This window comes from Streptomyces sp. NPDC006463 (genome assembly GCF_042870715.1).
Classification (GTDB): Bacteria; Actinomycetota; Actinomycetes; order Streptomycetales; family Streptomycetaceae; genus Streptomyces.
The window spans coordinates 29,118-46,514 of record NZ_JBIAHP010000002.1 but is presented as its reverse complement, the minus strand read 5'-3'; the positions used below and the strand labels follow the sequence as shown (position 1 = coordinate 46,514).

General features: G+C 71.1%; 16 protein-coding genes. 11 read left to right on the top strand and 5 right to left on the bottom strand.

Going from position 1 to position 17,397, the window contains the following annotated elements; all coding sequences use genetic code 11:
- Positions 1 to 143: 143 nt before the first annotated feature.
- On the bottom strand, positions 144 to 767 hold the full coding sequence (locus ACFYOB_RS03995) for a TetR/AcrR family transcriptional regulator (protein WP_388554170.1): 624 nt from the start codon (positions 765 to 767) through the stop codon (positions 144 to 146).
- Positions 768 to 893: 126 nt separating this feature from the next.
- Here ACFYOB_RS03995 and ACFYOB_RS03990 point away from each other — a divergent pair, with 126 nt between their 5' ends.
- From ACFYOB_RS03990 to ACFYOB_RS03975, 4 genes are read left to right on the top strand one after another with little or no spacing between them, the layout of a single operon-like run.
- Positions 894 to 1,691 carry an acetoacetate decarboxylase family protein gene (locus ACFYOB_RS03990; RefSeq protein WP_388554168.1) on the top strand — a complete coding sequence of 266 codons (798 nt, stop codon included), beginning with the start codon at positions 894 to 896 and terminating at the stop codon, positions 1,689 to 1,691.
- 1 nt (position 1,692) lies between these two features.
- Positions 1,693 to 2,577, top strand: a complete 885-nt coding sequence (locus ACFYOB_RS03985; RefSeq protein WP_388554166.1) for an SDR family NAD(P)-dependent oxidoreductase — start codon at positions 1,693 to 1,695, stop codon at positions 2,575 to 2,577.
- 12 nt (positions 2,578 to 2,589) lie between these two features.
- On the top strand, positions 2,590 to 3,915 hold the full coding sequence (locus ACFYOB_RS03980) for an amidohydrolase family protein (protein ID WP_388554164.1): 1,326 nt from the start codon (positions 2,590 to 2,592) through the stop codon (positions 3,913 to 3,915).
- Positions 3,912 to 5,135 (top strand): amidohydrolase family protein, encoded by a 1,224-nt coding sequence (locus tag ACFYOB_RS03975; protein WP_388554161.1) that lies wholly within the window; start codon positions 3,912 to 3,914, stop codon positions 5,133 to 5,135. The genes ACFYOB_RS03980 and ACFYOB_RS03975 overlap by 4 nt, the downstream gene beginning before the upstream one ends.
- A 25-nt stretch (positions 5,136 to 5,160) precedes the next feature.
- On the opposite strand, the gene ACFYOB_RS03970 is transcribed toward ACFYOB_RS03975, so the two are convergent.
- On the bottom strand, positions 5,161 to 8,265 hold the full coding sequence (locus ACFYOB_RS03970; protein ID WP_388554158.1) for an NACHT domain-containing protein: 3,105 nt from the start codon (positions 8,263 to 8,265) through the stop codon (positions 5,161 to 5,163).
- A gap of 114 nt (positions 8,266 to 8,379) precedes the next feature.
- Between ACFYOB_RS03970 and ACFYOB_RS03965 the strand changes: the two genes are divergently transcribed.
- The 3 genes from ACFYOB_RS03965 (at position 8,380) to ACFYOB_RS03955 (ending at position 11,047) form a co-directional block, all read left to right on the top strand.
- Positions 8,380 to 9,261 carry a sterol desaturase family protein gene (locus ACFYOB_RS03965; protein ID WP_388554155.1) on the top strand — a complete coding sequence of 294 codons (882 nt, stop codon included), beginning with the start codon at positions 8,380 to 8,382 and terminating at the stop codon, positions 9,259 to 9,261.
- Positions 9,258 to 9,929, top strand: a complete 672-nt coding sequence (locus tag ACFYOB_RS03960) for a lysoplasmalogenase (protein WP_388554152.1) — start codon at positions 9,258 to 9,260, stop codon at positions 9,927 to 9,929. The genes ACFYOB_RS03965 and ACFYOB_RS03960 overlap by 4 nt, the downstream gene beginning before the upstream one ends.
- Positions 9,930 to 10,003: 74 nt before the next feature.
- Positions 10,004 to 11,047 (top strand): zinc-dependent alcohol dehydrogenase family protein, encoded by a 1,044-nt coding sequence (locus tag ACFYOB_RS03955; RefSeq protein ID WP_388554149.1) that lies wholly within the window; start codon positions 10,004 to 10,006, stop codon positions 11,045 to 11,047.
- 68 nt (positions 11,048 to 11,115) lie between these two features.
- Here ACFYOB_RS03955 and ACFYOB_RS03950 read toward each other — a convergent pair whose 3' ends face one another.
- A complete protein-coding gene (locus ACFYOB_RS03950; protein ID WP_388554147.1) occupies positions 11,116 to 12,660 on the bottom strand; it encodes a S8 family serine peptidase in 1,545 nt (514 codons plus the stop codon).
- Positions 12,661 to 12,917: 257 nt separating this feature from the next.
- Between ACFYOB_RS03950 and ACFYOB_RS03945 the strand changes: the two genes are divergently transcribed.
- From ACFYOB_RS03945 to moaA, 3 genes are all read left to right on the top strand, one after another.
- Entirely contained in the window at positions 12,918 to 13,283 is a 366-nt protein-coding gene (locus ACFYOB_RS03945; RefSeq protein ID WP_388554144.1) for a DUF485 domain-containing protein, read from the top strand.
- Positions 13,280 to 14,908 carry a cation acetate symporter gene (locus ACFYOB_RS03940; RefSeq protein ID WP_388554142.1) on the top strand — a complete coding sequence of 543 codons (1,629 nt, stop codon included), beginning with the start codon at positions 13,280 to 13,282 and terminating at the stop codon, positions 14,906 to 14,908. The genes ACFYOB_RS03945 and ACFYOB_RS03940 overlap by 4 nt, the downstream gene beginning before the upstream one ends.
- Before the next feature lie 177 nt (positions 14,909 to 15,085).
- Positions 15,086 to 16,075 (top strand): GTP 3',8-cyclase MoaA, encoded by a 990-nt coding sequence (gene moaA, locus ACFYOB_RS03935; protein WP_388554140.1) that lies wholly within the window; start codon positions 15,086 to 15,088, stop codon positions 16,073 to 16,075.
- A 53-nt stretch (positions 16,076 to 16,128) separates the two neighbouring features.
- On the opposite strand, the gene ACFYOB_RS03930 is transcribed toward moaA, so the two are convergent.
- Together ACFYOB_RS03930 and ACFYOB_RS03925 are read right to left on the bottom strand one after the other, a co-directional pair.
- The gene (locus ACFYOB_RS03930; RefSeq protein ID WP_388554137.1) at positions 16,129 to 16,368 is read right to left on the bottom strand and encodes a hypothetical protein; all 240 of its coding nucleotides are present in this window, start codon (positions 16,366 to 16,368) and stop codon (positions 16,129 to 16,131) included.
- A 133-nt stretch (positions 16,369 to 16,501) separates the two neighbouring features.
- On the bottom strand, positions 16,502 to 16,780 hold the full coding sequence (locus tag ACFYOB_RS03925; protein ID WP_388555534.1) for a DUF3099 domain-containing protein: 279 nt from the start codon (positions 16,778 to 16,780) through the stop codon (positions 16,502 to 16,504).
- Between the two features lie 240 nt (positions 16,781 to 17,020).
- Here ACFYOB_RS03925 and ACFYOB_RS03920 point away from each other — a divergent pair, with 240 nt between their 5' ends.
- The gene (locus ACFYOB_RS03920; RefSeq protein WP_388554135.1) at positions 17,021 to 17,296 is read left to right on the top strand and encodes a GlsB/YeaQ/YmgE family stress response membrane protein; all 276 of its coding nucleotides are present in this window, start codon (positions 17,021 to 17,023) and stop codon (positions 17,294 to 17,296) included.
- Positions 17,297 to 17,397 lie beyond the last annotated feature (101 nt).

The following is a 17,397-nucleotide window of genomic DNA, read 5'->3' as shown; positions in this document are numbered from 1 at the left end:
GCGGATTCCCCTCCGGACACGACGAAGCGGGGACGGAGAGTGGGCGCGCGGTGTCTTTTCAGGAAGGTTGAGAAGGATGCACGCCGGGGAGCCGCCCCCGCACGACCGATCCCATCACGGGCCCGCGCGCCGGGGCAATCCGATTAGCTGCGCGGTTTCAGCAGTGCGGCCGTCAGGGCCTGCACGGACAGCAGGAACAGCCGCTCCGGATCCGCCGGCCGGCCCAGCGCGCGGGCGAGCGCCGGGTCGTTCGGGGCCGCGGCCGGATCCCAGAGGTCGCTCTCGGCGGGGGACTGGGCGGGTGAGCGTTCGCGGTTGCGCTCGACGAGCAGGAAGCCGACGATCTGGAACTGGATCGCGCGCACCGCGTCGGCCGCCCGGGTGCCGCGCAGTCCCGCGGCGTGCACCTCGTGCACGAGGGCCCGCTGCGCGGGCAGGAACATCCGGTCGGTGAGACCGCGTTCGTGGACCATCGCGATCAGGTGCGGGCGCTCGCGCAGCTCGCGGCGCAGGGTCCGGGCCACCGACAGGATCCGGTCGCCGGGGGTGCGGCCGACGGGCTCTATCGCACCCATCTCCTCCACGGTCCGCTCCACGAGAGCGTCGAGCAGCTGCTCGCGGTTGCCGACGTGCCAGTAGATGGAGGTCACCGCGGTGCCCAGCTCGGCGGCGAGCTTGCGCATGGTCAGGGCGGCCGGACCGTGCTGCTTGACCAGGGTCGCGGCGGCGGCGAGCACCTCCGGACGGGTCAGCGTGCTTCTGGCCATTTGATCCGGCCCACCAATCTGTTGGTTCGTCAGTTCTCGTGCGTGCAGGGGTCTTTACCCTTCATCGGTGGCGGTGTAACTGTGTTACAGAACCGACTCCGCTCAAGACGAGGGATGGTGCGATACATGGCACGCGTACGGTACGGAGCGCGGACCGAGGCCGAGATCGCGGCGTCGCGCGAGAAGAGCTCCAGACTCCCCGACATCTGGTCCACCGGTGTGGTGGCCGTCTGGGAGACCGACCCGGACGTGGTGGCGGCGGTCCTGCCGCCACCGCTCAAGCCGGCCGAACGGCCCCTCGTACGGGCCAACATCAGCAAGGTCGACCTGCCCGGTTACCCGCTCGGGGCCGGTTCGGTGGCCGTCGCCGCGCAGCACGGCGGGGTCGAGGGCTGGTACCCGCTGGTCATGCCGATGAGCCTCGAACGCGCCCTGACCGGCGGCCGTGAGGTGTTCGGCGAGCCGAAGAAGCTGGGCGAGATCACCGTCGAGCGCGAGGGCCTCGTCGTACGGGCCGCCCTCGCCCGGCACGGGATCGCCTTCGTGGAGGTGCGCGGGGCGGTGGACCGCGAACTGCCGCTGCCGGAGCCCGCCTTGAAAACCGACTTCTACTTCAAATTCCTGCCGGCGGTGGACGGTTCGGGCTTCGACGCCGACCCGGTGCTCGTCCACTGCACGCGCAACGAGAAGGTCCGCAAGCTGGAGCGCATCACCGGTGACGTGGTGCTCCGCGAGTCGATGTTCGACCCCGTGGCCGACCTGCCCGTACGCCGGATCGTGGAGATCACCATCGGCGAGAAGACCACCGACCAGAAGGGCAAGGTCGTCGAGCGGGTCAGCGCCCAGGCCCTGCTCCCGTACATCCACCAGCGCTACGACGACCCGATGCAGATCCTGGACGGGCCGCCCGAGGGGAGCGTGTGACATGCGACTCGAACCAGGACAGGTGGCGGTCGTCACCGGCGCCGCCAGCGGCATCGGCCTCGCGATGGCCCGCCGTTTCGCCGCCGAGGGGCTGAAGGTCGTCCTCGCCGACGTGGAGGAGGGCGCCCTGCGCAAGGCCGCCGGGGAACTCGCCGCCGACGGCGCGGACGTCCTCGCCCGGACCGTGGACGTCAGCGACCGCGACTCGGTGCTCTCGCTGGCCGACGCCGCGTACGAGGGCTTCGGCGCCGTGCACGTGCTGTGCAACAACGCGGGCGTGGGCTCCGGCGCGGAGGGCCGCATGTGGGAGCACGAGCCCAACGACTGGAAATGGGCGTTCTCCGTCAACGTGTGGGGCGTCTTCCACGGCATCCAGGCCTTCGTCCCCCGCATGATCGCGTCAGGCGCCCCAGGCCACGTCGTCAACACCTCCTCCGGCGACGGCGGCATCGCCCCGCTGCCCACCGCCTCCGTGTACGCCGTCACCAAGGCCGCCGTGGTGACGATGACCGAGTCCCTCTACGCGCACCTCAAGGCGGAGGGCGCGGCCGTCGGCGCCTCCGTCCTCTTCCCCGGACCGCACATGCTGCGCACCGGCCTGTGGGAGTCGCACCGCAACCGACCCGAGCGGTACGCGAAGGAGCGGCCGCGCAAGTCCCCGTACCGCAGCCTGGACCAGTACGAAGCAGCCATGAAGCAGGCCGGCCACGAGGTGAACTTCACCCCCGTCGAGGAGGTCGCCGAGCACGTCGTCGACGGCATCCGCGCCGACCGCTTCTGGATGCTCCCGGCCAGCGAGCACAGCGACCGGCAGATCCGCGCCCGGTCGCAGTCGATGCTCGACCGGGCCAACCCCGCCTACCTGGAAAGCTTCATCCTCGACTGAGGGGCGTCTGCAGTGAGCGACACGCACGAAGACCGGTACGAAGACCGCTACGAAGACCCGTACCTCATCATCTCCTCCGACTGCCACGCGGGCCTGCCGACCGAGCAGTACCGTCCCTACCTGGACAGCGCGTTCCACCCCCAGTTCGACGAGTTCCTCGGGGAGCGCGACGCCCGGCGCGCGGAGGCCACCCGACTGGGCGTCCGCAACGAGGCGTTCGCCGAGAAGTGGTTCCACGACCACGAGGAAGGCCTCAAGGGCGGCTGGGACACGGCGCAGCGGCTGAAGGAGCTCGACGGCGACGGCGTGGCCGCCGAGGTCGTCTTCCCCGACGCGGACGCCGTCGACAGCCAGACCGCGGCCCCCTTCGGAGTGGGCCTCGGCCTCTCCGGCGACCAGGACCCCGAGCTCGGCATGGCGGGCGCGCAGGCGCACAACCGGTGGCTCGCGGAGTTCGTCGCCGACGGGAATGCCGAGAACGCAGCGCGCCACTGCGGGGTCGCCCTGCTCCCCATCACCGGCGAGCCGTCGAAGGTGGTCGCCGAGATCCACCGGGCCAAGGAGTCCGGGCTGGGCGCCCTGATGATCCCCGCGATGTGGGTGGACAAGGCGCCCTACCACGACCGCCGCTACGACCCCGTCTGGGCGGCGGCGGCCGAGACCGCGATGCCGATCGTCACCCACTCCGGTTCCTCGCCGCGCCACGAGTACGGGGACCACCTCGGCATCTTCGTCTCCGAGGTCACCTGGTGGCCGGCCCGCCCGCTGTGGTTCCTGCTCTGGTCCGGGGTCTTCGAGCGGCACCCGGGCCTCAGGTTCGGCGTGGCGGAATCGGGCTGCTGGTGGCTCCCGAACCAGCTGTGGTTCATGGACCGGCTCTACCTCGGCGCGCACGGCGGCAAGAAGCTGTCCCCGTTCGAGGAGCTGAAGCGGCCGCCGAGCGAATACCTGGACCGGCAGGTCTTCATCTGCGCGACGAACACCAAGCGCCGGGAACTGGCCCAGCGCTACGAGATCGGCGTCGACAACATCCTTTGGGGCTCGGACTTCCCGCACCCCGAGGGCACCTGGCCGGCCACCCGCGACTGGCTGAAGAAGACCTTCCACGACATCCCGGTCACCGAGACCCGCCGGATGCTGGGCCTGGCGGCGGCCGAGGTCTTCGGCTTCGACACCGAGAAGCTCGCCCCGATCGCCCGTCGGATCGGCCCCACCCCGGCCGAGCTGGGCCAGTCCCCGGACCAGGCGGCGGTGGAGGCGTCCTGGGCGCGCTCCCGCGAGGTGGGCCGGCACTGGCTGACGGACAACGACTTCCCCGTACTGGGGGTGAACCCATGACGTCGGAGGACCGCTACACGGTCATCTCGGCGGACTGCCACGCGGGCGCCGACCTGCTGGACTACAAGCCGTACCTGGAGAAGCGGTACCACGAGGAGTTCGACGCCTGGGCCGCCTCGTACGTGAACCCGTACGAGGACCTCCTCGCGGACACGGCGGACCGCAACTGGAACTCGGCGCGCCGCCTTGCCGAGCTCGAAGCGGACGGCATCGTCGCGGAAGTCCTCTTCCCGAACACCATCCCGCCCTTCTTCCCGTCCGCCTCCCTGATGGCCCCGGCCCCGACGGCGGCGGAGTTCCAGCTCCGCTGGGCGGGTCTGCGGGCGCACAACCGTTGGCTGGCGGACTTCTGCGCGGACGCGCCGGGCCGGCGCGCCGGCGTGGTCCAGATCCTCCTCAACGACGTCGACGAGGCGGTGCGGGAGATCCGCCGCACGAAGGAGGCGGGCCTCACGGGAGGCATCCTCCTGCCGGGCGCGCCGCCGGGCTCCGGAATCCCGGAGCTGTACTCCGCCGCCTACGACCCCATCTGGGCGGTGTGCGACGAGCTGGACGTCCCGGTCAACCACCACGGCGGCTCCGCGTCCCCGCCACTGGGCGATGAACCCGCCGCCCGCGCCGTCTTCATGGTCGAAACCACCTGGTTCTCGCACCGTGCCCTGTGGCACCTCATCTTCGGCGGCGCCTTCCGCCGCCACCCGGGCCTCAAGCTGGTCCTGACGGAGCAGGGCTCCGGCTGGATCCCGGGCGTGATGGAGATGCTGGACTACTACCACGGCCGCCTGGTCGCGGCCTCGGCCACGGCCGAGTCGAAGTTCGGGGCGGGCCTCGCCGAATCCATGGGCAAGGGCCCGAGCGAGGTCTGGCGGGACAACTGCTTCGTGGGAGCGAGCTTCATGCGTCCCCACGAGGTCCCGCTGCGGGAGCGGATCGGCCTGGACAAGATCATGTGGGGCAGCGACTACCCCCACGACGAGGGCACCACCCCCTTCTCCCGCGAAGGCCTCCGCATCGCCTACGCGGGCCTCCCGAGGGAGGAGGTCGCCGCGATGGTCGGCGGCAACGCGGCCCGCGTCTACGGCTTCGACCTCCCGCTCCTGGACGCGGTGGCCTCCAAGCACGGCCCCCTGGTCTCGGAGATCGCCGAGCCCCTGACGGCGATCCCGCCACAGGCCACGAGCCCCGCCTTCGCCCGCGGCGGCTCGGTCCGCGTCTGGTGACACCCCGGCCGTCCGCCGGAGCGGCTCACGAGAAGAAGGTGAGCCGCTCCGGCGCGATCCGCTCCGTCCCGGTGAAGGCGGTGCGCCGGTCGAGTTCGAGGCGCAGGTGGTCCAGCCCTGCCAGGGGAGCGACGTCCACGGTCCCCGCGCATTCGGCGATCCGCAGCCGGGTCAGTCCCGGCAGTTCCCGCAACCGCTCCAGACCGCCGCCGAGCCCGCAGCGCAGCAGCAACAGCTCGGTGAGCCGCCGGTACGGGAGCAGGTGGGCCACCTCCACCGGCGAGGTGTACCGGATCTGCAGCGAGGTCAGTCCGGCGAGTGGCCACCGTCCCACGAACTGCCCGTACTGCCAGTCCCCGGCGATGGCGAGGGAGGTCAGCGCGGGCCAGCGCTCCAACCCGTCGAGGGAGAGTCCCCGCGCACCCTGCCACAGGGTCAGCTTGGTCAGACCCTCCGCTGCCGGGACGTCCCCGATGCGCCGCTCCTTCGGCTCGAAGCCGATGACCAGCGACCGCAGCCCTGGTATGCCGGCCAGTGGCGCCAGCGACAGCCCGTCCTGTACGTACCCGAAGGCGAGGCTGTCGGGAGTGAGCTCGGCGACCGGCTCGATGCTGGTCACCCCCGGGCAGTCGAAGACTCCGAGGTGGCGCAGCGCGCGGTGCCCCGACAGCACCGAGAGGTCGGCCAGGCCTGGATTGTGGTCCACGACCAGCCACTCCAGGTCCCGCCGCTCGGTGATCTCCCGGGGGATGCCGTTGTCCGAGGTGAGGTAGACACGGCGGATGTGCGGGAGCCCGGCGAACGCCGCCAGCTGCCCGGGGGTGCGGATGTGCAGGTGCGTCGTACGCATCGGGGCGTCGGCCAGCACCGCGTCCGCGTAGTCGGCCGTGGGGAACCGTCCCCAGGCGTCGGACAGTTCATGGCCCACCTCGTACCGGTCGTCCCCCCGGAACGCGGCGATGACCTGGAGTGCCCGGTCCCCGCCGACGAGTGCGGCCGTGCGGACGGTCGCCTGCGCCTGGGCTTCGCTCAGGCCCGCGGGTTGGGGCAGCAGTTCCAGTACCATCTCGCCCGCCTTGGCCAGCTCCTCGGCCTGGTCGGGACCGCGCGGCGGCAGCAGCTCCGCGGTGCGCGCCCGGACCTCGTTCCAGACCTCCGGGTCCAGCTCCGGCGCGTGCTCCAGGCAGGCGGCGGCCAGTAGCACCAGCCGATTGCGACGGCTCGTGACCTTGTCGGCACGACGCAGCAACTGGCGCAGCAGTCGCGCCCGTTCGTCGGGTCGGGCGTGGCCCACGGCCATGCGGACCACGTCGTCCCAGGTGTCCTCGTGCGCGTGGCGGACCAGGACGCCGAAGTCCCGGGCCTCCACCGCGGCCTTGGCGCCGAGGTAGTCCCGGAAGGTCCGGTGCACGAACTGCACGGCTCCGGGGACGGGCTCGATCAGCAGGCCGCTGCGGATCAGGAGGTGGTTGAACACCTGTTGGGCGCTGCCTTGCGCCCGTACGCGCGGCATCGAGTCGAGCCATGCTGCGACCATCGCCACGGCTTCGTCACGGTCCGCTTCGAGGTGTTCGTTGCGGATCAGCCAGTAGGCGAGCCGCTGGAGCAGCAGGGTCTGCTCGTCCCGGGTGAGATCCACCCCCTCCACGCCGCTGATCTCACGCTCGTTGTCGCGTCGGACCAGCAGCATGTCGAGGGCCGCGTCGTACAGTTCCTTCCGTGCGCGGGGCAGGTGCGTGTGCCGGTCCCGGTTAAGTGCGCACAGCAGCGCGCACATCAGGGGGTTGGTGGCCAGTCGGCCGAGGTCGCGGCGGGAATCCACCGCCTGGCCGAGTGACTCCTCGTACCGGTCCAGCTGGGCCAGTTCGTCCGGGGAGTGGCAGTCGGCGCGCGCCGCGTCGTGCCAGTGGCTCACGAACGTCCGGACCTCCTTGCGCTCCATCGGAAGCAGCGTGGTGCGCGAGAATCCGTGGCCCGAAAGCCAGTCCTCCGGGACCGCCGACGGCCGGGTCGTCACGATGTACCGGGCCTGCGGGTATGCCGCGAGCAGGGACCACAGCCAGGCCTCGGTCTGGTTGCGCAGGTGCTGGGGCACTTCGTCCACCCCGTCGACCAGGACCAGTGCCCGACCGCTCCGCATGAGGGTGGAGGCCCAGCCCGCCGGTGCCTCGCCGTGCAGGGGAACACCCGCCGTGCGCAGGAACTCCTCCGGCATCGGCGCCGCTTCCCTGGAACGCAGGGAGCGCAGCTGCAGGACGAACGGCACGCAGGCGTTCAACTCGCTCAACTCCGGACCGAAGCTGCGCCGGGCCGCGTTCAGCGCCAGCCACTGGATCAAAGTGCTCTTGCCCGACCCCGCCGGGCCGCGCAGCAGCACCCGGTCCGTTCCGCGCAGCGCCTGCTTCACGTCGGCCGAGGTCCGGTGCGCTTCCGGTGCTTCCCCCGGTGACCGGGCGCCGCTCACGGCGAGGCTGATGTAGGCCAGGTCCAGCGGCCACTCCGGCCGGGACCGGCTGAGGGTGAGGCCGAAGAGCTGGAGGCGGCCGTGGGTGCGGGCGATGTACTCGGCGTAGCGCTCCTCGAAGGCGTGGGCCGAACCGTCTCCCGCTTGGTGCAGGCGGTCCAGGGAACGCGTCAACTCCCCCGTCCGGCGGACCAGTTCCACGTCCGTCCGGGCCCCGAAGCCCGGCAGGGTCGTCGCGTACTCCATCACGTGCGCGCAGCACAGGGCGACCAGTCGCCGGTAGAGGGCGTCGGCGGCCTCGCCCAGCCCCGGTGGGGGAGCCGGCAGGGCCGCCGCCAGGGCCGCCGGGTCGAGGTCCGCGGCGAACAGGGTCTGCGCGTCCAGGTCACCGAGCGCCGCGAAGGTGTCGCCGACCGCCGTCACCGCCGCCAGGCGTTCGTGCTCCGGGAGCCCCGCGCAGGCCGGGCCCAGCCGGGCGGCCAGAACCTCCGCCAGGCGGCGGATCTCCGCCCCGCCCAGCTCCGTCGGCGGCTTGCGCCAGCGCCCCGCCGGGCCGGCCGGATCGGACACCAGGCCCGCGCCCGGGGCCCGGGCCAGGAGGGACTTGACCAGCGCGCCCGCCGCCGTGCCCGCCACCCGTAAGAGAACCGTCTCGAAACCCGTCATCCCCCACCCTCCCCTTGGCCCGGACATCATCTCGCGAACCCGCGGTAACCCAGATGGATACCGATCGGTAACAACCTCTAGCGGCGCCCCCGGAGCCGCCTCTATGGTGCGGGCATGCCGAACCTGCCCGATGTCGTGCTGTGGTCCATACCGGCCTTCGTACTGCTCACCGTCCTGGAGATGGTGAGCTACCGCATCCATCCCGACGAGGACGCCGCCGGGTACGAGACCAAGGACGCCGTCACCAGCCTCGGCATGGGAATCGGCAGCCTCGTCTTCGACTTCCTCTGGAAGATCCCCGTCGTCGCGATCTACACCGCCGTCTACGAGCTGACGCCCCTGCGCGTGCCCGTCCTGTGGTGGACCGTCCTGCTGATGCTGCTCGCGCAGGACTTCCTCTACTACTGGCAGCACCGCGGCCACCACGTCATCCGCGTCCTGTGGGCCTGCCACGTCGTTCACCACAGCAGCCGCAAGTTCAACCTCACCACCGCCCTGCGCCAGCCGTGGACCAGCGCCACCTCCTGGCCGTTCTACCTGCCGATGATCGCCCTCGGCGTGCACCCCGCCGCCGTCGCCTTCTGCTACTCGGTCAACCTCGTCTACCAGTTCTGGATCCACACCGAGCGGATCGACAAGCTGCCGCGGCCCGTCGAGTACGTCTTCAACACCCCCTCCCACCACCGCGTCCACCACGCCTCCCAGGGCGGCTACCTGGACCGCAACTTCGCCGGGATCCTGATCATCTGGGACCGGATGTTCGGCTCCTGGGTGGGGGAGACCGACAAGCCCGTCTTCGGTCTGACGAAGAACATCGACACCTACAACCCGCTGCGCGTGGCCACCCACGAGTACGCCGCCATCGCCCGCGACGTCCGGGCCGCCACGAGCTGGCGCGAGCGCGCCGGACGGGTCTTCGGCGGCCCCGGCTGGCAGCCCGCCCCGGTCCCGGCCCAGGCGTCCCAGCCGGCCGCCGCCCCGGAGCGCGCCGCGTGAGCGCCACCGAGTCCCGTACGCCGACGTGGGCGGCCCGCACCGCGACCGCCGGCGGCGGCCTCGCCGGCCGGGTGCTGCTCGGCGCCTTCGCCGCGGCCACCGCCGCCGACCTCGGCTCGCTGCTCGCCGGCTGGCACCTCGGGCACGTCCTCGCCAAGCCGCTGCTGATGCCGCTGCTGGTGGCGTACGTGATCACCCGCGGCGCCCCCCGCCTGCTGGTCGCCGCCCTGCTCTTCGGCTGGGGCGGGGACCTCGCCCTGCTCTTCGACGCCGAGCCCGCCTTCCTGATCGGCATGGGCTCCTTCGCCGCCGGGCACGTCTGCTACCTCGTGCTCTTCGGCCGGCGCGGCACCAACGCCCTGCTCGGCGGCGGGTACGCGCTCGCGCTCCTGGGGACCGTCGCGCTGCTCTGGGGAGACCTCCCGGCCGACCTGCGCATCCCCGTGGCCGGCTACAGCCTGCTCCTCGCCGCCATGGCCTACCGCTCCAGCGCCCTCGGCCTGCGGGCCGGCATCGGCGGCGCGCTGTTCCTGCTGTCCGACACGCTCATCGCCACCGGCGTCGCCGAATGGCCCCAGCTGCCCCGCCCGGACTTCTGGATCATGGCCACCTACGTGGCCGCCCAGTACCTGCTGGCCACGGGCGGCTCGGCCCGCGAACAGGCGTAGGGTAGGCCGGCCCCACAAGGGCAGCACAGTCAAGTCCGACCGACCCGGTCAGCCGACACGAGGGAAGCACCACCATGCGCGCCACCGTCATCCACGCCCCGCACGACATACGCGTGGAGGAGGTGCCCGACGCCGCGATACGGCGACCCGAGGACGCCGTCGTCCGCGTCCTGCGCGCCTGTATCTGCGGCAGCGACCTGTGGGCCTACCGCGGTGAGGCCGAGCGCCAGCCCGGCCAGCGCATCGGCCACGAGTTCCTCGGCGTCGTCGAGGAGACCGGCTCCGCCGTCTCCGGCCTGCGCGCCGGGGACCTCGTCGTCGCCCCCTTCATGTGGTCCGACGGCATCTGCGACTACTGCTCCGAGGGCCTGTACACCTCCTGCGTGCACGGCGGCTTCTGGGGCTCGGTCGGCCACGACGGCGGCCAGGGCGAGGCCGTCCGCGTGCCGCACGCCGACGGCACCCTGGTGAAGCTGCCCGCCGCGGCCGTCTCCGACGACCACCTGCTGACCGGGCTGCTCGCGCTCTCCGACGTCATGGGCACCGGCCACCACGCGGCGCTGGGCGCGGGCGTGCGCAAGGGCTCCACGGTCGCCGTCGTCGGCGACGGTGCGGTCGGCCTGTGCGGCGTCCTCGCCGCCAAGCGCCTGGGCGCCGAGCGGATCATCGCACTGGGCCGCCACACCGTCCGTACGGACACGGCCAAGCTCTTCGGGGCCACCGACGTCGTCGCCGAGCGAGGGGAGGCCGCCGAGGCAGCGGTCCGTGAACTCACCGGCGGCCAGGGCGCGCACGCGGTCATCGAGGCGGTCGGCACCGAGCAGTCCATGCGCACCGCCGTGAACATCACCCGCGACGGCGGGGCCATCGGCTACGTCGGCGTCCCGCACGGCAGCGGCACCGGCCTCGACCTCGGCGTGATGTTCGACCGCAACATCACCCTGCGCGGCGGCGTGGCGCCGGTGCGCGCGTACATCCCGGAGCTGCTGGAGGACATCCTCAGCGGCGCCATCGACCCGGCGCCGGTCTTCGACCGGGCCGTGTCCCTCGAAGAGGTCCCGGACGGCTACCGCGCGATGGACGACCGCAGCGCGCTCAAGGTGCTGATCAAGCCCTGAACGAGCGATGAGGGCCGGGCTGGGGATGACCCCCGCCCGGCCCTCTCGCGTACTACGCCTACCAGGTCTTAGTTCACGGCCTTGAGCGCGTCGACCACGCCGTAGCCGTAGTAGCCGGTCTGGCCCCACTTGCTCACGCAGGTGGTGGCGTTTATCAGAGCGCCGGTCGCGTCGTAGACCTGGGCCGGGCAGGCCGTCTTGGTGGCCTGGCCCTTGAGCATCGCCTGGAGCTGCGACGGGGTGGCCGACGGGTGCGCGCTCTTGAGCAGGGCCGCGACGCCCGCGACGTGCGGGGTGGCCATCGAGGTGCCCTGCTTGTAGCCGTAGCCGCCGCCCGGGAGGGTGGACAGCACGCGGCCGTTGGCGTCCGGGGTGGCCGGGATCTGCCACTTGTCGCCGCCGGGGGCCGCTACGTCCGCCACGCCCAGGCCGAAGCTGGAGTAGTACGACTTGAAGCCCTTGTCACCGGTCGCGGTCACGGTGACCACACCCGGCAGCTGGGTCGGCACGTCCAGGCAGACGCGCGGGTCGATCGTGCGCGGCGTCGGGGTCGTGTCGTTCGGGCTGGTGTCGTCGACGATCGAGTCGGACGCCAGGTCGAAGTTCTCGTTGCCGGCCGCGGCGACGTTCAGCACGCCCTTGCGCTGGGCGTAGTTGCTCGCCCGGGTGAGGGCCTCCACCAGCGCCTTCTGGTCGTCGTCCGTCTTGCAGTTGAAGTACCAGGGGTCGACGTAGTAGCTGTTGTTGGTCACCTCGATCCCCTTCTCGGCGGCGAACATGAAGCCGCAGACGACCGCCTCGGTGTAGAAGAGGCTGGTCCCGGGCTCGCTCACCTTGATCGCGGCGAGCTTCACACCGGGCGCGACACCGCTGACGCCCACGCCGTTGCGCGGTGCGCCGATGGTGCCGGCCACGTGCGTGCCGTGGTCGCTGCCGTCCACGTACGGACGCCAGGCGCCCTCGGAGGTGTCCGGGACGCCGCCGACGCAGTTGGCCGACTGCTCCTTGGAGAAGTTCGCGGCGAGATCGGGGTGGGTGTCGTCGACACCCGTGTCGATGATGCCCACCGTGACGTCCGGGCTGCCATCGTTGATCTTGTGAGCCTGGTCGGCCTTGATCGCCCGCAGGTCCCACTGGTTGGACTCCAGCGGCTCCTGCCCCGGCGCCGCGTCCGCCGCCGCCTTGGCGGCGTCCGCCGCGCTGAGCTTCTGCGTGGTGCCCTCCTCGGTGGTCTGCACCGTCTTCAGAGGGGCCGTACGGGTGGCGCCCACGGACACGAACAGTCCGCGCTGGGCCCGCAGCTGCTTGGCGAACTCCGGGTTCTGGGAGTGCGCGACGATGACGCCTATCTGCTCATGCGCCGTCACCACCGTGCCACCGGCACGCTCGATGGCCTTCTCCGCCGCCGTCACCGTGGCGTACGTGTTCAGGTTCGCCACGTACGACAGCTTGGGCCCGGTGGTCTCGGCCTTGGAGGCCGTGGCCGCGTCCGCCGTGTTGCCCAGCGGAGCGGCGGAGGCCGCGACCGAGGGCAGGAAGGCGAGCGAGGCGGTGAGCGCCAGGCCGACCGGAACGGCGAGAGCACGCCGGCGGCCGGATCCCAGATGAGCCATGGGTTCTCCACATCATCCTTGAAAAAACCGTCCGGCCGTGGTCACGGCGGACGGGTTCATGACATGTGGAACCTAGTGCCGGTGTTCGCCTCTGCGCCATCAGTTCGAGAAATCAGTCTCTAAAGAAACCGCGGGTGTTGAACCGTCCCGACGCGCCGGCCGTGCCGTTGACAGGGGGGCTCAGCACCACCGTCCCCCACACGGAGGTTGTTTTGTCCGCCTTCCCCACCGCGCCCGCACCGCAAGGAGAGCCCCCCGTGACCACCGAAGCAGCGCCGCCTCCGGGCAGCGCGGGAACGCCCCCGGCGGTCCCCACGGCCGAAGATTTCGGACACGTCCAGCAGAGCGCCGAGTTCGCCGAACTGCGCAGCTCCTACCGCTCCTTCGCCTTCCCGCTGACCGTGGCCTTCATCGCCTGGTACCTGCTCTACGTACTGCTGTCCAGCTACGCGGGCGACTTCATGGGGACCAAGCTCTTCGGCAACATCAACGTCGCCCTCGTGCTCGGCCTCGCCCAGTTCGCGACGACCTTCCTGATCGCCTGGCTGTACTCGCGGCACGCCGCCACCAAGCTCGACCCCAAGGCGGCCGCCATCAAGGCGAGGATGGAGGCCGGCGAATGAGCGGCTCGCTCCACCTGACGACGGTCGCGGCCGGTGCCACCGAGCACCGCCCGCTGATCATCACCCTCTTCGGCCTGTTCGTCGTCGCCACCCTGATCATCACGATCTGGGCCGGCCGTCAGACCAAGGACGCCGCCGACTTCTATGCCGGCGGCCGCCAGTTCACCGGCTTCCAGAACGGCCTGGCCATCTCCGGCGACTACATGTCCGCCGCGTCCTTCCTCGGCATCGCCGGCGCCATCGCCCTCTTCGGCTACGACGGCTTCCTCTACTCCATCGGCTTCCTCGTCGCCTGGCTGGTCGCCCTGCTGCTCGTCGCCGAGCCGCTGCGCAACTCCGGCCGCTACACGATGGGCGACGTCCTGGCGTACCGGATGCGCCAGCGGCCCGTCCGCACCGCCGCCGGCACTTCCACCATCGTGGTCTCGATCTTCTACCTGCTCGCCCAGATGGCCGGTGCCGGCGTGCTCGTCTCGCTGCTCCTGGGGATCACCAGCGACGGCGGCAAGGTCGCCGTCGTCGCCCTCGTCGGCGTCCTGATGATCCTCTACGTGACCATCGGTGGCATGAAGGGCACCACCTGGGTCCAGATGATCAAGGCCGTCCTGCTGATCGCGGGCGCCCTGCTGATCACCTTCCTGGTGCTGCTGAAGTTCAACTTCAACATCTCCGACCTGCTGGGCAGGGCCGCCGAGAACAGCGGACAGGGCGCCAAGTTCCTGGAACCCGGGATGAAGTACGGCAAGGACTCGCTGACCAAGCTGGACTTCATCTCGCTCGGCCTCGCCCTGGTCCTGGGCACCGCCGGCCTGCCGCACATCCTGATCCGCTTCTACACGGTCCCCACCGCCAAGGCCGCCCGCAAGTCCGTGAACTGGGCCATCGGCATCATCGGCGGGTTCTACCTGATGACGATCGCCCTCGGCTTCGGAGCCGCCGCCCTGCTCAACCGGGCCGACATCATCAAGTCCAACAAGGCCGGCAACACCGCGGCCCCGCTGCTCGCCCAGGAGATCGGCGGCGGCGCGGGCTCCACGGGCGGCGCCATCCTGCTCGCCGTGATCTCCGCGGTCGCCTTCGCCACCATCCTCGCGGTGGTCGCGGGCCTCACCCTCGCCTCCTCCTCTTCCTTCGCGCACGACCTGTACGTCAACGTCATCCGCAAGGGCAAGGCCACCGAGCAGGAGGAAGTACGTGCCGCCCGCTGGTCGACGGTGGTCATCGGGGCCGTCGCCATCGGCCTGGGCGCCCTCGCCCGCGACCTGAACGTCGCCGGCCTGGTCGCCCTCGCCTTCGCGGTCGCCGCCTCGGCCAACCTGCCGACGATCCTCTACAGCCTCTTCTGGAAGCGCTTCACCACCCAGGGAGCGCTGTGGTCCATCTACGGCGGCCTGATCGCCGCCGTCGGCCTGGTGCTGTTCTCCCCGGTGGTGTCCGGGAAGCCCACCTCCATGTTCAAGGACGCCGACTTCTACTGGTTCCCGCTGGAGAACCCGGGCATCATCTCCATCCCGCTCGGCTTCCTGCTGGGCTGGCTCGGAACCGTCCTGTCCAAGGAGGAGGCGGACCCCGAGAAGTTCGCCGAGCTGGAGGTCCGCTCCCTCACGGGAACCGGGGCTCACTGAGGGGCTCGCCGAGCATGCTCTGTGAGTTCGACCGAACACCGTGCGTGGCCGTGTCGTGTTTCCCTACGACACGGCCGCGTTACGTCTCGTTCATTCGGGGACCCCTCCATGACACAGGCGTCGCGTAGGCTCGATTTATCGAATCTCTACAGCTCCGGACAGGGGAGGGGGCCCACAGTGCTTCTCGACACGTACGGCCGCGTCGCAACTGACCTGCGCGTCTCGCTCACCGACCGGTGCAATCTGCGCTGCACCTACTGCATGCCCGAGGAGGGCCTGCAGTGGCTCGGCAAGTCCGACCTGCTGAGCGACGAGGAGATCGTGCGGCTGATCCGCATCGCGGTCACCCAGCTCGGGATCACCGAGGTCCGCTTCACCGGCGGCGAGCCGCTGCTCCGCCCCGGCCTGGTCGGGATCGTCGAGCAGTGCGCGGCCCTGGAGCCCCGCCCCAAGATGTCCCTGACCACCAACGGCATCGGGCTCAAGCGCACCGCGCAGGCCCTGAAGGCCGCCGGCCTGGACAGGGTGAACGTTTCCCTGGACACCCTGCGGCCCGAGGTCTTCAAGACCCTCACCCGCCGCGACCGTCACAAGGACGTCATAGACGGCATGGCCGCGGCCCGCGAGGCCGGCCTCACCCCCGTCAAGGTCAACGCGGTCCTCATGCCGGGACTCAACGACGACGAGGCCCCCGACCTGCTCGCCTGGGCCGTGGAGAACGAGTACGAGCTGCGTTTCATCGAGCAGATGCCGCTCGACGCCCAGCACGGCTGGAAGCGCGACGGCATGATCACCGCCGGGGACATCCTGCAGTCCCTGCGCACCCGCTTCACGCTCACCGAGGAGGGTGCCGACGAGCGCGGCTCCGCCCCGGCCGAGCGCTGGATGGTCGACGGCGGCCCGGCCACCGTCGGTGTCATCGCCTCCGTCACCCGCCCGTTCTGCGGCGCCTGCGACCGTACGCGGCTCACGGCCGACGGCCAGGTGCGTACGTGCCTGTTCGCCACCGAGGAGTCGGACCTGCGCGCCGCCCTGCGCTCGGGCGCCCCGGACGAGGAGATCGCCCGGCTGTGGAAGGTGGCGATGTGGGGCAAGAAGGCCGGGTCCGGTCTCGACGACCCGTCCTTCCTGCAGCCCGACCGCCCGATGTCGGCGATCGGCGGCTAACGGCCTCCGCTCCGGCGGACGGCGCCCAGCGCCCAGCCTTCAGCGCCCAGCCTTCAGCGCTCGCGCTCCGAGCCCTCCGGCTGCACCCACTCGCCGAGCTTCACGACGTCCTTGAGGAAACCGCGGACCCCCAGGAACTGGGAGAGGTGTTCGCGGTGTTCCTCGCATGCCAGCCAGGTCTTGCGCCGCTCCGGCGTGTGCAGCTTCGGGTTGTTCCACGCCAGCACCCAGACGGCCGCGTCACGGCAGCCCTTGGCGGAGCAAGTGGGGGTTTCGGTATCAGGGGTGGTCACGCCTCAACCCTACGGAAAGGCGACGCCGAGCAGCCACGGGGGGAGCTGCCCGGCGTCGGTCCGTCGCTCCGACGGGGGATGCGGAGCGCGTAGGCAGTATGTCACGCAGGACCCGGTACGGTGCACTGGAACTTCATGATTGATCTGAGCTTTTCTTGAGGTTTCCCGCCTCCAGAGCAGGCCTCACGGGCGCCGGGACGAACTGTGAGGGCAGCGAGGGGGCCGACTCGCGCCCCGCGTTGGCGATGACCACGGCGACGTAGGGCAGCAGGGCACCCGCGACCAGCGTCACGATCGCCACCGGGCGCTGCACGTTCCACAAGAGCACGGTCGCGATGACCGACAGGGTCCTGATGGCCATCGAGATCACATAGCGCCGCTGGCGGCCCCGCACGTCCTCGGCGAGCCCCATCCGCGCGCCGGTGATCCGGAAGACCTCGGCCCCGTTCCGCTTCTGTCGCTTCGTCCGCTCCACACTCCACCACCCGATCACCCGCCGGACACTCCCCGGCCCGGACCCTCCCACCGTACGCGGCCGCCCGGAGCGCGAGGAGAGGGGGTGTCGCTCGAATGGGGTGTCCGAAATGCGTGTTACGCCGCACGGGTCGAGACTGGGCGCACGTGCGCACAACGCGCCGGGAGGAGGCTCGACATGTCTTGGTTGTGGGCGATCATCGTCGGTTTCGTGCTGGGCCTGATAGCCCGGGCCATCCTGCCGGGCAAGCAGCACCAGCCCCTCTGGCTGACCACCCTCTTCGGCATCATCGGCGCCGTCATCGGCAATGCCGTCGCCGCCTGGATCGGTGTCGCGGAAACCAGGGGCATCGACTGGACCCGGCACTTGCTGCAGCTTGCCGGTGCGGTCCTGATCGTCGGTCTAGGTGACATGGCGTACGGGGCGGTCCGGGGCAAGCGGCAGACGACCTAGCCGGCCCCCGGCGCACCCCGGGGGGGGCCCCCCCCCCCACGGAGGCGGCCCCCCCCCCCCGCGGGGCCGGGCCCCCGGGGGCCGCCGCCGCCGCCCCCGCC

Bases quoted from the DNA above. Each gene is read 5' to 3' on its own strand.
- ACFYOB_RS03955 (WP_388554149.1), top strand. From the start codon at position 10,004: ATGCGCGCCACCGTCATCCACGCCCCGCACGACATACGCGTGGAGGAG.
- ACFYOB_RS03950 (WP_388554147.1), bottom strand. From the start codon at position 12,660: ATGGCTCATCTGGGATCCGGCCGCCGGCGTGCTCTCGCCGTTCCGGTC.
- ACFYOB_RS03990 (WP_388554168.1), top strand. From the start codon at position 894: ATGGCACGCGTACGGTACGGAGCGCGGACCGAGGCCGAGATCGCGGCG.
- ACFYOB_RS03925 (WP_388555534.1), bottom strand. From the start codon at position 16,780: ATGGGGCTCGCCGAGGACGTGCGGGGCCGCCAGCGGCGCTATGTGATC.
- ACFYOB_RS03985 (WP_388554166.1), top strand. From the start codon at position 1,693: ATGCGACTCGAACCAGGACAGGTGGCGGTCGTCACCGGCGCCGCCAGC.
- ACFYOB_RS03965 (WP_388554155.1), top strand. From the start codon at position 8,380: ATGCCGAACCTGCCCGATGTCGTGCTGTGGTCCATACCGGCCTTCGTA.
- ACFYOB_RS03940 (WP_388554142.1), top strand. From the start codon at position 13,280: ATGAGCGGCTCGCTCCACCTGACGACGGTCGCGGCCGGTGCCACCGAG.
- ACFYOB_RS03920 (WP_388554135.1), top strand. From the start codon at position 17,021: ATGTCTTGGTTGTGGGCGATCATCGTCGGTTTCGTGCTGGGCCTGATA.
- ACFYOB_RS03975 (WP_388554161.1), top strand. From the start codon at position 3,912: ATGACGTCGGAGGACCGCTACACGGTCATCTCGGCGGACTGCCACGCG.
- ACFYOB_RS03970 (WP_388554158.1), bottom strand. From the start codon at position 8,265: ATGACGGGTTTCGAGACGGTTCTCTTACGGGTGGCGGGCACGGCGGCG.
- ACFYOB_RS03995 (WP_388554170.1), bottom strand. From the start codon at position 767: ATGGCCAGAAGCACGCTGACCCGTCCGGAGGTGCTCGCCGCCGCCGCG.